The following is a 13,177-nucleotide window of genomic DNA, read 5'->3' as shown; positions in this document are numbered from 1 at the left end:
GCATGGGGACGGCGGTCGAGCAGGAACTCGAGGAACTGACGCAGTTCGTCTATCTGGCCCCGGTCGGGATCATCCGGTTCCGGCCCGACGGCGCGATCGACATGATCAATCCCGCGGCAGCCCAGCTTCTCCTGCCATTGGCGGCGGGAGGCGCGCTGACCAGCATCTATCCGACCCTCGAGCGCATCGCGCCCGATGTCGCGGAGCGGATCGCGGCCCACACGGAGGATGCCGGGCCGATCCTCGTCCATCGTCGCCACGCGATGCGGACGCCGGACGGCCGAACCCAGGCCCTGTCGCTGTCGGTGCATCGCATCAGCCGCTCGGCGCTGATGGCGACCATCGAGGACGTCACCCGGATCGTCGAGCAGGAACGCAAGCTGTTCGAGGACCGGCAGCAGCTCGGCGCGATCCTCGACCATGTCCGCGACTATGCGATCTACACGGTCGGCATCGACGGCCGGATCGACGAATGGAACCATTCGCTGCGGCGGTTCGGCGGCTGGCAGGCGCGCGATCTCGTCGGGCAGTCGTTCGGCACCTTCTTTCCCCCGGGCGATCGCCAGCGGGCCGAGGAACTGCTGTCGCGGGCGTCGGCGCAGGGCTCGGTCGAGAACGAGACCTGGTACCTGCGCAAGGACGGGACGCGGGTCTGGGCCAACAGCGTCATCACGGCCCTGCCGGACCCGTCCGGCCAGGTGCGCGGCTTCGTCGTCGTCACCCGCGACATGACCGAACGCAAGCGGATGGAGGACGAACTCCGCCGCCTGGCGACCACCGATCCCCTGACGGGGGCCTACAACCGGCGCTTCGGCCACACCCGGCTGGCCGAGGAACTGCGCCGACGCGAGCGGTACCAGAACCGCATCTCCGTCCTGCTGCTCGACATCGACCACTTCAAGGCGATCAACGACCGCTTCGGCCACGAGGCGGGAGACGAAGTGCTGCGCAGACTGGTCGACATCTGCGTCCGCGTGCTGCGCAGCGTCGACATCGTGGTGCGGTGGGGCGGCGAGGAGTTCCTGGTGCTGCTGCCCGAGACCGGCCGGCTGGCGGCCGGGCGCGCCGCCGAGCGCATCCGGGCGGCGGTCGCCGCGGCGGAAATCGCCGTCGAGGGCTCGCCGCCGATCGCCATGACGGTCAGCATCGGCGCGGCCGAGGCGATCGGTTCCGACCCCGGTGACGTGGTCCGCCGCGCCGACGTCGCCCTCTACGCCGCCAAGAACGGCGGCCGCAACCGCACCGTCGTCGCCGAAGGCGGCCGCTGACCGGTCAGGTCGCGAACGCGTAGGCGTCCATGCCGATGACGCCGTACTCGACGCTGGCATGGATGCGGCGGCCGACGGCACCCGCGCCCGCCGCGCCGAGAGCGACGAAGAAGGGCAGGAAGTGCTCGGGCGTCGGGTGATTGACCTCGGCCGCGGGCGCCACGCTGCGCCAGTCGCAGAGACGTGCGGCATCGCCGGCGGCCGCCGCCTCGGCGACCCAGTCGCGGAAGGCGTCGACCCAGGCCGGCGGGGCGGCGTCGACCGCCTGTCCGCGCGTCGCATAGAGGTTGTGGGTGACCGCCCCCGACCCGACGACCAGGACGCCACTCGCCGCCAGCGGCGCCAGCGCCCGGCCGAGCGCCAGGTGATGCCGGGCGTCGCGCCCGGGCTGGACGGCGAGCGGCACCACCGGAATCCCGGCCCCCGGCAGGGCGATCGCGAGCGGCACCCAGATGCCGTGGTCGAGACCGCGGGCGGGATCGACCGCCGCCCCGATCCGGGCTGCCGACAGGGCGGCCGCGACCTCCGCCGCCACCGCGGGGTCCCCGGGGGCCGGCCAGCGCGCCCGGTGCAGGGCATCGGGAAAGCCGCCTAAATCGTGGATGGTGGCGGGCCGCGGCGCGGCGCCGACGGCGGGCGCGGCCGTCTCCCAATGGGCCGAGGCGACGACGATCGCCCGCGGCGGGGCGAGGTCGCGGCCGAGCGCCGCCAGGAAGCGATGGGCCGGCGTCGCGGTGAGATAGAGCATCGGCGAGCCGTGCGAGAGGAAGAGCGGCGACATCATGCGACGGTCTCCACGAGCGTGCGGGCCGGCGTAGGTTCCTCGGCCGGGGCGAAGGCATAGGCGTCCATCGCCAGCACCCCATGGGTGACGCTGGCGTGCAGGCGGCGCGGCACCGCGCCCGGACCGGCGGCACCGAGCGCCACGAAGAGCGGCAGCAGGTGCTCCGGCGTCGGGTGGTTCTCGCGCCACGCCGGGGCGCGCCCGAGGGCGGCCGCCAGGGTGTCGGGATCGCCCGCGGCGAGGCGATCGGCCAGCCAGCCGCGGAAGCGCTCGACCCAGGGCGGCACGGCGGCGTCCTCCGGCCGGCCGTGGCAGGCATGGACATTGTTGGTGACCCCGCCCGAGCCGAGGACCAGGACGCCCTCGCGGGCGAGCGGCGCCAGCGCCCGACCGACCGCGAGGTGGTGCTGCGGGTCGAGCCGGGGCTGCACCGACAGCGGCACCACCGGGATGTCGGCCGTCGGGACCATCAGGTGCAGCGGCACCCAGGCGCCGTGGTCGAGGCCGCGCTCCGGATCGAGGATGGCGGGCAGGCCGGCGGCGCGCAGGAGGCCGGCGGCGCGCTCGGCCAGCGCCGGGCTGCCGGGTGCGGGATAGGTCAGCCGGCAGACTTCCGGGGCGCCGGCGCAGAGGTCGTGCAGCGTCGCCGGCGCCGCGGCCGCGCCGAAGGCCGGCAGGCCGCTCTCCCAATGCGCGCTGGCGACGAGAATCGCCTCCGGCCGCGGCAGTCGGCACCCGAGATCGACGAGGAAGGCGCGGGCGGGCGAGCGCCCGCGCGCCATCGCGGGCGCGCCGTGAGACAGGAACAAGGGCTCGATCCGCGGCATGAGGGCCTCCCCGTACGACCGGCGCGGGACATGACGCGCCGATGCGCTGGAGATAGAACCCGCGACGGGATTTGATAATCTGGCCAGATTTCAACATATTCGATCGGCAACAGAAACAATGGACGTACCATGGACCGGCTGCAGAGCATGGAGGCCTTCGTCAAGGTGGTCGAGCGCGGCAGCTTCGCCGGCGCCGCCGACGCGCTCGGCCTGTCGCGCGCCATGGTGTCGAAGCATGTCGCGGCGCTGGAGGACCGGCTCGGCGTCCGCCTGCTCCACCGCACGACGCGCCGCCTCAACCTGACCGAGGTCGGCCGCGCCTATTTCGACCGCGCCCGCGAGATCATCCACCAGCTCGCCGAGGCGGAGGAGGCGGCGTCCGCCCTGCAGTCGACGCCGCGCGGCACGCTGCGCCTCAACTGCTCGACGGGGTTCGGGGTCCGCCATCTGGCGCCGGCCCTGGCCGCCTTCCAGGCGCAGTATCCCGACCTCCAGGTCGACCTCACCCTGTCCGACCGGCTGGTCGATCTCGTCGAGGACGGGTTCGACCTCGTCATCCGCATCGGCCGGCTCCAGGATTCCTCCCTGATCGCCCGCCGGCTGGCGCCGTCGCGGATGCTGATCTGCGCCGCCCCGGCCTATCTCGCGGCGCGCGGCGAGCCGGCCCACCCGGACGAGCTCGCCGGGCACAATTTCCTGCGCTACGCCTACATGAGCGTCTCCGAGCTGCCGCTGACCGGCCCGGGCGGCGAGACGGCGAGCTTCGGCTTCGCCGGCAACCTCGTCTGCAACAACGGCGACGCGCTGCTCGCCGCGGCGCTGACCGGCCAGGGCATGGTCGTCCTGCCGACCTTCTATGTCGGGCCGCACCTGGCCGAGGGCGCCCTGCGCAAGGTGCTGCCGCAATGGACGCTGCCGGAGCTGACGATCTACGCCGTCTATCCGGTCAACCGGCACCTCGCGGCCAAGGTCCGGCTCTTCGTCGACTTCCTCGCCGACCGCTTCCGCGGCGACCCGCCGTGGGATGCCTGCTGGCTCCCGGACGGCAGGCCGGCCGCGGGTTAGGCGGGATCTACGCCACCGGCTCGACGTCGAGCCGGACGACGATCCCCTCGAGGTCCGGCCGCGGCGCCGGATAGCGGCGCATCACGTCGGGGTCGTGGCCCGGGATGACATGGTCGCCCGAGCTCGCGAGGCGGCGGAGCTTCTTGTGCCCCTCCAGCATCTCGCCGACATGGAAGACGATCGGGAAGGGCCGCGACAGCTCCATGTTGGGGTAGAGGTGGCTGGCGTCCGACGCCAGCACGACCCAGCCGCGGCGGGTCCACACCCGGACCGACTGCAGCCCCATCGTGTGGCCGCCGATATGATGGACCGAGAGGCCGGGCGCCAGTTCCTCGTCGCCATCGTGGAAAACCGTGCGGTCGCCGTAGACGGCGCGCACCATCTCCAGCACATGGTCGAGCTCATAGGCGTTGCGGAAGGCCGGATACTGCATGTAGCGGCCGGTGACGTACTGCATCTCCCGGTCCTGGACATGGATGCGCGCCTTCGGGAACAGCCCGACATTGCCGACATGGTCCCAGTGCAGGTGGGTGATGATGACGTCCTCGACCTCGGCGGCGTCGACGCCCATCAGCTTCAGCCCGTCGACCGGGTTGCGGATGATGGAACGGCCGCGCCGGTCGGCCACCGCCTTGTCATAGCCGATGTCGACGACCCAGGTGCGGCCGCCGCCCTGGATCAGCCAGACGTAGAAGTCGAGCCCGATCCCGGCCTCGTGCGGGTCGATGCCGATGAAGTTCATCCAGGGCTGGCGATCGGGCATCGCCGCGTACTTGATCGCGAAGACCTCGTAGACGTGGGGCTCGGTCATCCGTTTCCTCCGCCGGGAACGGGGAACGTCGCCCCGTTCCCTCGCTGTCGCTCGTCGTTGCCGCGAAGCCGGTCCCGCCGTCAGGCGGGGTCGCCGGCGATCTCCTCCAGGTAGCGCACGATCTCGGTATGGTCGGAACCGGGACCGAGCATGGCCTCGGCCCGGGCCCAGATCTCGGTGCAGAGCTTCGCGAACTCGGCCGGCTCGCCGGTCGCCTCGGCCACTTCGAGGGCCGTGCGCAGGTCCTTGACCATGAGGCCGGTGGCGAAGCCGGCGGCCCAGGTGCGCGGGATGATGAAGGGCTTGAATTTGACCTCGGTCGCGTTGTTGCGGCCGGTCGAGGCGTTCCACACGTCGACCATGGTCTCCGGTTCCAGCCCGAACTTGCGCCCGATCAGCATCGCCTCGCCGGCGGCCAGCAGTCCCGCCGCCGAAAGATAGTTGTTGAGCGCCTTCATGGCGTGCCCGGTGCCGACCGGGCCGGTGTGAAAGACCGTCCGCCCCATCGCGCCGAGGATCGGCCGCAGCCGCTCGACGTCGGCCGCGTCGCCGCCCGCCATGATCGCCAGCGAGCCGTCGACCGCGCGCTTGACGCCGCCCGAGACCGGGGCGTCGACCAGCTTGATCCCCTTCTCGGCCAGGCGCTTGGCGAGTTCGCGGGTGCCGACCGGCGAGGACGAACTCATGTCGACGACGATCGAGCCCGCCGCCATCCCCGCCGCCAGCCCGTCGTTGGCGCCGGGCCGGCCCATCACCACCTGCTCGACGATCTTGCCGTTGGGCAGCATGGTGATGACGACCGGGCAGGCCGCCCCCATCTCGGCCAGCGAGGCCGGCCGGCTCGCCGCCACCTCGCCGTCGAAGGGCGCGAAGCGGGCGGGGTCGCTGTCGGCCAGCGCCACCCGGTGGCCGGCGCCGAGCAGGCGCTTCACCATCGGCAGTCCCATCATGCCGAGGCCGACGAAGCCGACGGCCTCGGCGTTCGCAGTGTCGGTCATCCGGCGATCCCCCGTTCCTTGAAGACCTCGCGGGCGATGCGGAAGCTGTCGATCGCCGCCGGCACCCCGCAATAGACGGCGGTCTGGAGGAAGACCTCCATGATCTCGTCCTTGGTGACGCCGTTGTTGAGGGCGCCGTTGATGTGCAGCCGGATCTCGTGCGGGCGGTTCAGCGCCGTCAGCATCGCGAGATTGAGCAGCGAGCGCGTCTTCCGCTCCAGGCCCGGCCGGGTCCAGATCGCGCCCCAGGCCGATTCCGTGACGTATTCCTGCAGCGGCCGGGTGAAGTCGTCCGCGCCCTGGATCGCCTTGTCGACATAGTCCGCCCCCAGCACCGCCCGCCGGACGGCGAGCCCCCGTTCATAGCGATCCTGATCCATCCGCCGCGTCCTCCGGATTCCCGAGCATCGATTGGGCGGCCCCGGCCGCCGGCCGTCAAGCGCCTCCCGGTCAGAAGGCGCTCGCCCGGGCGTACTGGTTCGGCCACTGCACGGTGGCGCCGAGCGCGCGCGCGGCCTTCAGCGGCCAGTGCGGGTCGGCCAGCAGCGTGCGGCCCAGGAAGACGAGGTCGGCGCGGCCGTTGCCCAGCACCTCCTCGGCCTGGTGCGGCGACTGGATCAGGCCGACGGCGCCGGTGGCGATGCCGGCCCGGTTGCGGACGGCGTCGGCGAACGGCACCTGGTAGCCCGGATAGAAGGCGATCTGCTGGCGCGGGTCGGCGCCGCCCGAGGAACAGTCGACGAGGTCGACGTCGCCGCGGGCCTTGATGCGGCGGCAGAGGTCGACCGTGTCGTCGATCGTCAGGCCGCCCGCGACCCAGTCGGTGCAGGACAGGCGGACGAAGAGCGGCAGGTCGGCCGGCCACTCGCTGCGCACGGCATCGATCGTTTCCATGAGGAAGCGCGAGCGCGCCGCGGCGTCGCCGCCATAGGCGTCGGTGCGGGTGTTGACCAGGGGCGACAGGAATTCGTGGATCAGGTAGCCGTGGGCGCCGTGGATCTCGAAGATCCGGAAGCCGGCGCGGAGCGCCCGGCGGGCGGCGTCGGCGAAGCCCGCCTGGACGGCGGCGATCGCGGCGGCGTCCATCGCCGTCGGCACCGGATAGCCCTCGGCCCAGGCCGCGTCCGTCGGGCCGATCACCTCGAAGCCGCCGTCGGCGACCGTCATCGGCTTCGAGCCCTCCCATGGCTTGCCGGTCGACCCCTTGCGGCCGGCATGGCCGACCTGGATCGCCGGCACCGCCCCCTGCCCGGCGACGAAGCGGGCGATGCGGGCGAGCTGGGCCTCCTGCGCGTCGTTCCACAGCCCGACGCACCAGGGCGTGATCCGGCCGCGCGCCTCGACATGGGCGACCTCGGTGAAGACGATGCCGGCGCCGCCGACGGCGCGGGCGGCGAGGTTGGCGAGGTGCCAGTCCTGCGGCACCCCGTCGACCGCCGAATACTGGCACATCGGCGACACGGTGATGCGGTTGCGCGCGGTCACGGAGCGCAGTTCGAGCGGGCGGAAGAGCATCGGATCGGGCATCGGGGCACCTCCAGGGTCAGGGGGATCGGTATCAGAAGGACTTGGCGCGGTGGTACTGGTCGGCCCAGCGCGCCTCGGCGCCGAGCGCGCGGGCGGCGCGGAGCGGCCAGTGCGGGTCGGCCAGCAGCGTGCGGCCGAGGAAGATCAGGTCGGCGCGGCCGTTGGCCAGCACCTCTTCGGCCTGGTGCGGCGTCTGGATCATGCCGACGGCGCCCGTCGCGATGCCGGCCCGGTTGCGGACGGCGTCGGCGAACGGCACCTGGTAGCCGGGGAAGAAGGCGATCTGCTGGCGCGGGTCGACCCCGCCCGAGGAACAGTCGATGAGGTCGACGTCGCCGCGCGCCCTGATCCGGCGGCAGAGGTCGACCGTGTCGTCGATGGTGATGCCGCCCGGCACCCAGTCGCTGCACGAAAGCCGGATGAAGAGCGGCCGCTCCTCCGGCCATTCGCCGCGCACGGCGTCGATCACCTCCATGAGGAGGCGGGCGCGCCGCTCCGGATCGCCGCCATAGGCATCCGTCCGGGTGTTGACCAGCGGCGACAGGAACTCGTTGAGGAGATAGCCGTGGGCGGCGTGGATCTCGAAGATGTCGAAGCCGGCGCGCCGGCAGCGCGCCGCCGCCGCGGCGAAGCCGGCGACGACGTCGGCGATCATCCCCCGGTCCATGGCGCAGGGGACCGTGCTGGCCGGCGACCACGGGGCGGCGGTCGGCGCCACCAGCGGCCAGCCGCCGTCGGCCGCCGCCAGCGGCCGCCCGCCTTCCCATGCCTTGGTGGTCGAGCCCTTGCGGCCGGCATGGCCGACCTGGATCGCCGCCAGCGTGCCCTGCCCGTGCACGAAGTCGACGATGCGGGCGAAGGCCCGCTCCTGTTCCTCGTTCCAGATGCCGAGGCAGCCGGTCGAGATGCGGGCGTCCGGGGCGATGTAGGCGACCTCGGTGAAGACGATGCCGGCGCCGCCGACCGCGCGGGCGGCGAGGTTGGCGAGGTGCCAGTCCTGCGGCACCCCGTCGACGCCCGAATATTGCGCCATCGGCGCCAGCACGATGCGGTTCGGCGCGGTGACCGAGCGCAGGGTCAGCGGGCGGAACAGGAACGGGTCGGCCAAGCGGGCGCTCCTCTCGATCGGGTGGGACGAGGCTAGGGTTCGGGGCGGAAGAACGCCCCGGCGGCGAAGCGCCGCACGGTGCCGCCGAAGACGATGGCGACGACGACGGTGGCGAAGGCGAGCAGCGCCAGCGCCAGCACCAGCGAGGCGGTGCCGCCCGCCGCCTGGTGGAAGCGCAGCGCCGCCGCCGCCAGCGCCGCCGACGGAAAGGTGTAGGCGAGCGAGATCAGCGACCACGGCAGCGCCAGGAACCGTCCCGCCATGGTCGCGAGGCAGAAGGCGATGAAGAGGCCGAGATAGAAGAAGAAGCGCGCCCCGGCGTCGAGCACGCCGCCGTTCAGTTCCATCCACGAGAGGAACCCGACCGAGGGCGGCGCCAGGAAGATGAAGAGCATCGGGGCGAGGCCGGCCGGCATCGGCTCGCCGGTGAAGATCCGTCCCATGGCGAGCGGGAAGAGCACGAGCCAGAACCCGAGCCCGCCGGCGAAGCAGAACCAGGCGAGTTCGCCATGGCCGAGCGACAGGCCGGCCAGCGGCGGCACGACGTTGCCGACGACCGGGATGAACCAGGCCGGCGTCACCTGCCCCGGCTCGAAGCGCTCGACGATCCAGCGCCGGATGACGACGGCCGCCAGCCCGAGGTTGCCGGCGACCCCGGCGAGCCAGATCGGCTCGGCCAGGGCCGGCCAGTGCGGGGCGAGCCCGGTGCCGATCAGCATGACGGCGATCGAGATCGCGGTCAGGAAGTTGGCCCGCGCCGGATGCCGCGCCTCGGCCAGCACCGCCTCCCAGCGCGTCACCGCCTTAGCGGCATAGAGGCCGCCGACGACGAGGAACCAGAGGATGGCCGCCGCCAGCAGGACCTCGCCGACGGCGCCCGGCAGGCCGGGCACGGCCGCCGCCGCCCGCCGCCAGGCAAGCGACAGGCCCATCAGCCCCATGACCGAGGCGAAGAGCGGAAGCGGGAAGTGGCGAAGGTCCGGCGGTGCCAGCACCGCCGGACCGGAGAACGAGCTCATGCCGCCGCGGAACGCGGCAGGATCAGATCTCGCCTTCCTTCTTCAGCATGCGGATCGTCTCCCGCCATGCCTCGGCCGTGGCGACGATGTCGTCGGCCGTGTGCATGCAGGAGATGTTGCCGCCGGGCCAGCCGTTGAGGTCGACGCCGTTGACCAGCATCGCGACGCGGATGCGGTGCGACAGCCCCTTCGGCTTGGCCTTCAGTTCCTCGTAGCCGATCTCGAGCGCATCGAACCGGTGCGGGTCGATGTCGCGGTTCTGCGGGTTGAGGAAGGTGTGGAAGCTGGAGAAGGTGCCGTAGCAGGCCCACTTCACCCCCTCCTGGGCGAAGACCTCGTTGATCTTCTCCCGGGCGAGGTCGCCCATGGCGTTGGCCACCGCGCAGGCGTCGCTGGTGCGGATGTGGTCGAGCGCGGCGATGCCGGCCGCCGCCGACACCGGGTTGGCATTGTAGGTGCCGGGGTGCTGGATCTTCTCCTTGCCCGAGGCCGCGGTCGCCGCATAGTCGAGCGCGTCGAAGAGATCCTTGCGGCCGACGATGGCGCCGCCCGGCAGGCCGCCGGCCAGGATCTTGGCGAGCGAGGTCAGGTCGGGGGTGATGCCGTAGTGCTGCTGGGCGCCGCCGGGGGCGACGCGGAAGCCGGTCACCACCTCGTCGAAGATCAGGATCGCGCCGTTCTTCGTCGTCTCCTCGCGCAGGAATTCGAGGAAGCCGGGGGCGGTCGGCACCATCCCGGTCGAGGAGCCGGTCGGCTCCAGGATCACGGCGGCGATGTCGCCCGCCGCCAGTGCCGCCTTCACGCCCTCGCGGTCGTTGGGCGCGACCAGGACGACGGCATCGCTGATGCCTTCCAGCACGCCGACGGCCGGCGTGCCGTCGAAATGGTTGGCGTAGCCCGACGTCATGTGGTCGTGCCAGCCGTGGAAATGCGTCTTGAACCGGATCAGCTTGTGGCGGCCGGTGAAGGTGCGGGCGAGGCGGAGGCCCATCAGCGTCGCCTCGGTGCCGGACGAGGTGAAGCGCACCCGCTCGGCCGACGGCAGCAGCGCCTGGATCGCCTGCGCCCACTGCACCTCGAGCGCGTGGTTGGCGCCGAAATGCGTGCCCTTGGCCAGCGCCGGCTCGACCGCCGCCATCACCTTGGGATGGTTGTGGCCGAGCAGAAGGGCACCATGGCCGCCGAAGAAGTCGATATACTTGTTGCCGTCGACGTCCCACTTGTAGGCACCCTCGGCGCGGTCGACGTAGATGCCGTAGGGGTCGAGGTGGCGGCCGTCATGGGTGACGCCGCTGGGGAAGATCGCCCGTGCCTGCGCGAACAACGCTTCGGACTTGGGCGTCTTCTCGCGGTAGCGCTGGACGATCTCGGAATTCGTGCGGGACTGGTCGTCGGGCATCTCGGGCTCCGGCAGGGGGGAATGGACGAAGGGTGAGAGAAAGCCGCATGATCGACCCTTCGGCCGCTTCCGGCAAGCACCCGAGCACGCATGGCTGGTCTGTGGATAACCCACTAGATATAGAAGAGCTTGCGACCTTGAACACAAGATGTAAGAGTTATCATGTCAACTGGGCCGCATAGGGTGGCATCCTTGGCCGCTGTCTCGAATCAACCCGCTGCGACCGAACTGAAGAGCGCGCCGTTCCAGCTCCGCGGCGGCAGCGCCATGGTGATGGTGCTGCGCCTCGTTGACCCGGCGCGCGCCGATTTCGGCCAGCAGCTCGCCGCCAAGGTGGCGCAGGCGCCGGACTTCTACCGCGACGCCCCGGTCGTGCTCGACCTGGAGACGCTGGCGCGCTGGCCGGCGCCGCCCAACGTCGACTTCGCGGCCCTGCGCGCCGCCATCGCCGATGCCGGCCTGCTCTGCGTCGGGGTGCAGAACGGGACCCCGCACCTGACCCAGGCGGCCCGCCGCGCCGGCCTCGCCGCCTTCCCGAGCGCGCGCCCGGCCAACCGCACCAACGCCGCCGCCGAGAGCGAGCCGGCCCCGGCCGCCCCGCCGCCCCGCGCCGCCGCCCCGACACCCGGCCCGGCGCCCGCGCCGACCCGCGAGGCGCCGCCGCCGGTCGTCCAGAAGGTGGTCAAGGGCAAGACCCGCCTCGTCACCGAGCCGGTGCGCTCCGGCCAGCAGATCTATGCCCGCGACGGCGACCTCATCGTCATGGGGACGGTGAACGCCGGCGGCGAGGTCCTGGCCGACGGCAACGTCCACATCTACGGCGCCTTGCGCGGCAAGGCGATCGCCGGGGCGTCGGGCGACCGCGAGGCCCGCCTGTTCTGCCAGCGTTTCGACCCGGAACTGGTGTCGATCGCCGGCCTCTTCCGCATCGCCGACCAGATCGAGACCGATCTCATCGGCCAGCGCGTCGGCGTCCGCATCGTCGACGACGCCCTGGTCCTGGACCGGTTGTCCTAGCATTCCCAGGGAAAGGAGACGTTCCCCGTGGCAAAAGTCATCGTCATGACCTCCGGCAAGGGCGGGGTCGGCAAGACCACCTCGACCGCCGCGATCGGCACCGGCCTCGCCATGCGGGGCGAGAAGACCGTCGTCGTCGATTTCGACGTCGGCCTGCGCAATCTCGATCTCATCATGGGCTGCGAGCGGCGGGTCGTTTACGACTTCGTCAACGTCGTCAACGGCGAGGCCAAGCTGGGCCAGGCGCTGATCCGCGACAAGCGGTTCGAGAACCTCTACGTGCTCGCCGCCTCGCAGACCCGCGACAAGGACGCCCTGACCAAGGAGGGCGTCGTCCGCGTCATCGACCAGCTCCGCGAGCAGTTCGACTACATCATCTGCGACAGCCCGGCCGGCATCGAGAAGGGCGCGCAGCTCGCCATGTACTGCGCCGACGAGGCGATCATCGTCACCAACCCCGAAGTGTCGAGCGTGCGCGACAGCGACCGCATCCTCGGCCTGCTCGGCAGCAAGACGCTGCGCGCCGAGAAGGACGACGAGCCGGTGAAGCAGCACCTGCTGCTGACCCGCTACGACGTCGGCCGGGTCAATCGCGGCGAGATGCTGAAGGTCGAGGACATCCTGGAGATCCTGTCGATCCCGCTGCTCGGCATCATCCCGGAGAACGAGGCCGTGCTGCGCGCCTCCAACACCGGCAACCCGGTCATCCTCGACACCGAGAGTTCGGCCGGGAAGGCCTATGCCGACGCCGTGTCGCGGCTGCTCGGCGAGCAGCTCGAGCATCGGTTCCCGGCGGAGCCGCGGCCGCGCGGCTTCTTCGCCCGGCTCTTCGGAGGTGCCGCCTGATGGGCCTGTTCGACTTCTTCCGCAAGAAGGCGCCGCCGCCAGCCGTCGTCCCGTCGGCGCCGGCGGCCGCGACCGTCGCCAAGGAGCGGCTGCAGATCCTGCTGTCGCACGAGCGGGCCGACCGCGGCGACCGCGCCGAATTCCTGCCGGCGCTGCAGCGCGAGATCCTGGAGGTGGTGGCCAAGTACCTGGTCATCGACCAGGAGAAGGTCATGGTGAAGCTGGAGCGCGGCAAGGACATCTCCTTCCTGGAGGTCAATGTCGAGCTGCCGGGCCCGGACGTGAAGCTGCTGCGCACGCCCAAGCCGACCGAGACGGCCGCCGACAAGCCGGCCGAGACGGCCGGGGAGAAGACGGCCGAGACGCCGGCGGACAAGCCCGCCGACAAGCCGGCCGAGGCCAAGGTCGAGAAGCCGGCCGAGAAGGCCGCCGACAAGGTGGCCGCGGAGAAGATCGGCGACGGCAAGCCGCTGGCGGGCGGCCCGGGGCTGGCCACCGCCTGACGGGC

Annotated in this window: 14 protein-coding genes; 5 read left to right on the top strand and 9 right to left on the bottom strand. The window is 71.8% G+C overall.

Features of this window, described 5'->3' with window-relative positions; translation table 11 throughout:
- Positions 1-2: 2 nt before the first annotated feature.
- Complete coding sequence (locus tag ACE3Q3_RS07260) at positions 3-1,268, top strand: diguanylate cyclase (protein ID WP_374444014.1); 1,266 nt, start codon at positions 3-5, stop codon at positions 1,266-1,268.
- A 4-nt stretch (positions 1,269-1,272) separates the two neighbouring features.
- On the opposite strand, the gene ACE3Q3_RS07255 is transcribed toward ACE3Q3_RS07260, so the two are convergent.
- Positions 1,273-2,052, bottom strand: a complete 780-nt coding sequence (locus tag ACE3Q3_RS07255; RefSeq protein ID WP_374444013.1) for a dioxygenase — start codon at positions 2,050-2,052, stop codon at positions 1,273-1,275.
- Complete coding sequence (locus tag ACE3Q3_RS07250; RefSeq protein WP_374444011.1) at positions 2,049-2,879, bottom strand: class III extradiol ring-cleavage dioxygenase; 831 nt, start codon at positions 2,877-2,879, stop codon at positions 2,049-2,051. Before ACE3Q3_RS07250 ends, ACE3Q3_RS07255 begins: the two co-directional genes overlap by 4 nt.
- A 129-nt stretch (positions 2,880-3,008) precedes the next feature.
- On the opposite strand from ACE3Q3_RS07250, the gene ACE3Q3_RS07245 reads away from it, so the two are divergent.
- Positions 3,009-3,944 carry a LysR substrate-binding domain-containing protein gene (locus tag ACE3Q3_RS07245; protein ID WP_374444009.1) on the top strand — a complete coding sequence of 312 codons (936 nt, stop codon included), beginning with the start codon at positions 3,009-3,011 and terminating at the stop codon, positions 3,942-3,944.
- Between the two features lie 7 nt (positions 3,945-3,951).
- On the opposite strand, the gene ACE3Q3_RS07240 is transcribed toward ACE3Q3_RS07245, so the two are convergent.
- From ACE3Q3_RS07240 to ACE3Q3_RS07210, 7 genes are all read right to left on the bottom strand, one after another.
- Positions 3,952-4,755: an N-acyl homoserine lactonase family protein gene (locus tag ACE3Q3_RS07240; protein ID WP_374444007.1), complete on the bottom strand. Its 804-nt coding sequence runs from the start codon at positions 4,753-4,755 to the stop codon at positions 3,952-3,954.
- Between the two features lie 80 nt (positions 4,756-4,835).
- Positions 4,836-5,753, bottom strand: coding sequence for an NAD(P)-dependent oxidoreductase (locus tag ACE3Q3_RS07235; protein WP_374444005.1), 918 nt, complete (start codon positions 5,751-5,753; stop codon positions 4,836-4,838).
- A complete protein-coding gene (gene pcaC / locus ACE3Q3_RS07230) occupies positions 5,750-6,133 on the bottom strand; it encodes a 4-carboxymuconolactone decarboxylase (RefSeq protein WP_374444003.1) in 384 nt (127 codons plus the stop codon). Before pcaC ends, ACE3Q3_RS07235 begins: the two co-directional genes overlap by 4 nt.
- A 70-nt stretch (positions 6,134-6,203) precedes the next feature.
- On the bottom strand, positions 6,204-7,280 hold the full coding sequence (locus ACE3Q3_RS07225) for an NADH:flavin oxidoreductase/NADH oxidase (protein ID WP_374444001.1): 1,077 nt from the start codon (positions 7,278-7,280) through the stop codon (positions 6,204-6,206).
- A 31-nt stretch (positions 7,281-7,311) separates the two neighbouring features.
- Positions 7,312-8,388, bottom strand: coding sequence for an NADH:flavin oxidoreductase/NADH oxidase (locus tag ACE3Q3_RS07220; RefSeq protein ID WP_374443999.1), 1,077 nt, complete (start codon positions 8,386-8,388; stop codon positions 7,312-7,314).
- Between the two features lie 32 nt (positions 8,389-8,420).
- The gene (locus ACE3Q3_RS07215; RefSeq protein WP_374443997.1) at positions 8,421-9,407 is read right to left on the bottom strand and encodes an SLAC1 anion channel family protein; all 987 of its coding nucleotides are present in this window, start codon (positions 9,405-9,407) and stop codon (positions 8,421-8,423) included.
- Positions 9,408-9,429: 22 nt separating this feature from the next.
- Positions 9,430-10,806, bottom strand: a complete 1,377-nt coding sequence (locus ACE3Q3_RS07210; RefSeq protein WP_374443995.1) for an aspartate aminotransferase family protein — start codon at positions 10,804-10,806, stop codon at positions 9,430-9,432.
- Positions 10,807-10,998: 192 nt separating this feature from the next.
- Here ACE3Q3_RS07210 and minC point away from each other — a divergent pair, with 192 nt between their 5' ends.
- From minC to minE, 3 genes are read left to right on the top strand one after another with little or no spacing between them, the layout of a single operon-like run.
- Positions 10,999-11,823 (top strand): septum site-determining protein MinC, encoded by an 825-nt coding sequence (gene minC / locus ACE3Q3_RS07205; protein WP_374443993.1) that lies wholly within the window; start codon positions 10,999-11,001, stop codon positions 11,821-11,823.
- 27 nt (positions 11,824-11,850) lie between these two features.
- A complete protein-coding gene (minD, locus tag ACE3Q3_RS07200; protein ID WP_374443991.1) occupies positions 11,851-12,669 on the top strand; it encodes a septum site-determining protein MinD in 819 nt (272 codons plus the stop codon).
- Positions 12,669-13,172: a cell division topological specificity factor MinE gene (gene minE, locus ACE3Q3_RS07195; protein WP_374443989.1), complete on the top strand. Its 504-nt coding sequence runs from the start codon at positions 12,669-12,671 to the stop codon at positions 13,170-13,172. Before minD ends, minE begins: the two co-directional genes overlap by 1 nt.
- Positions 13,173-13,177: the final 5 nt, after the last annotated feature.

The sequence above is a fragment of the Allostella sp. genome (assembly GCF_041913585.1).
Classification (GTDB): domain Bacteria; phylum Pseudomonadota; class Alphaproteobacteria; order ATCC43930; family Allostellaceae; genus Allostella.
Note: the sequence above shows the minus strand (reverse complement) of the source record. Positions and strands in the feature narration are given on the sequence as shown.

Excerpts from the sequence above, each read along its gene's own strand:
- ACE3Q3_RS07260 (WP_374444014.1), top strand. The coding sequence starts at position 3 with ATGGGGACGGCGGTCGAGCAGGAACTCGAGGAACTGACGCAGTTCGTC.
- ACE3Q3_RS07255 (WP_374444013.1), bottom strand. The coding sequence starts at position 2,052 with ATGATGTCGCCGCTCTTCCTCTCGCACGGCTCGCCGATGCTCTATCTC.
- ACE3Q3_RS07250 (WP_374444011.1), bottom strand. The coding sequence starts at position 2,879 with ATGCCGCGGATCGAGCCCTTGTTCCTGTCTCACGGCGCGCCCGCGATG.
- ACE3Q3_RS07245 (WP_374444009.1), top strand. The coding sequence starts at position 3,009 with ATGGACCGGCTGCAGAGCATGGAGGCCTTCGTCAAGGTGGTCGAGCGC.
- ACE3Q3_RS07240 (WP_374444007.1), bottom strand. The coding sequence starts at position 4,755 with ATGACCGAGCCCCACGTCTACGAGGTCTTCGCGATCAAGTACGCGGCG.
- ACE3Q3_RS07235 (WP_374444005.1), bottom strand. The coding sequence starts at position 5,753 with ATGACCGACACTGCGAACGCCGAGGCCGTCGGCTTCGTCGGCCTCGGC.
- pcaC (WP_374444003.1), bottom strand. The coding sequence starts at position 6,133 with ATGGATCAGGATCGCTATGAACGGGGGCTCGCCGTCCGGCGGGCGGTG.
- ACE3Q3_RS07225 (WP_374444001.1), bottom strand. The coding sequence starts at position 7,280 with ATGCCCGATCCGATGCTCTTCCGCCCGCTCGAACTGCGCTCCGTGACC.
- ACE3Q3_RS07215 (WP_374443997.1), bottom strand. The coding sequence starts at position 9,407 with ATGAGCTCGTTCTCCGGTCCGGCGGTGCTGGCACCGCCGGACCTTCGC.
- ACE3Q3_RS07210 (WP_374443995.1), bottom strand. The coding sequence starts at position 10,806 with ATGCCCGACGACCAGTCCCGCACGAATTCCGAGATCGTCCAGCGCTAC.
- minE (WP_374443989.1), top strand. The coding sequence starts at position 12,669 with ATGGGCCTGTTCGACTTCTTCCGCAAGAAGGCGCCGCCGCCAGCCGTC.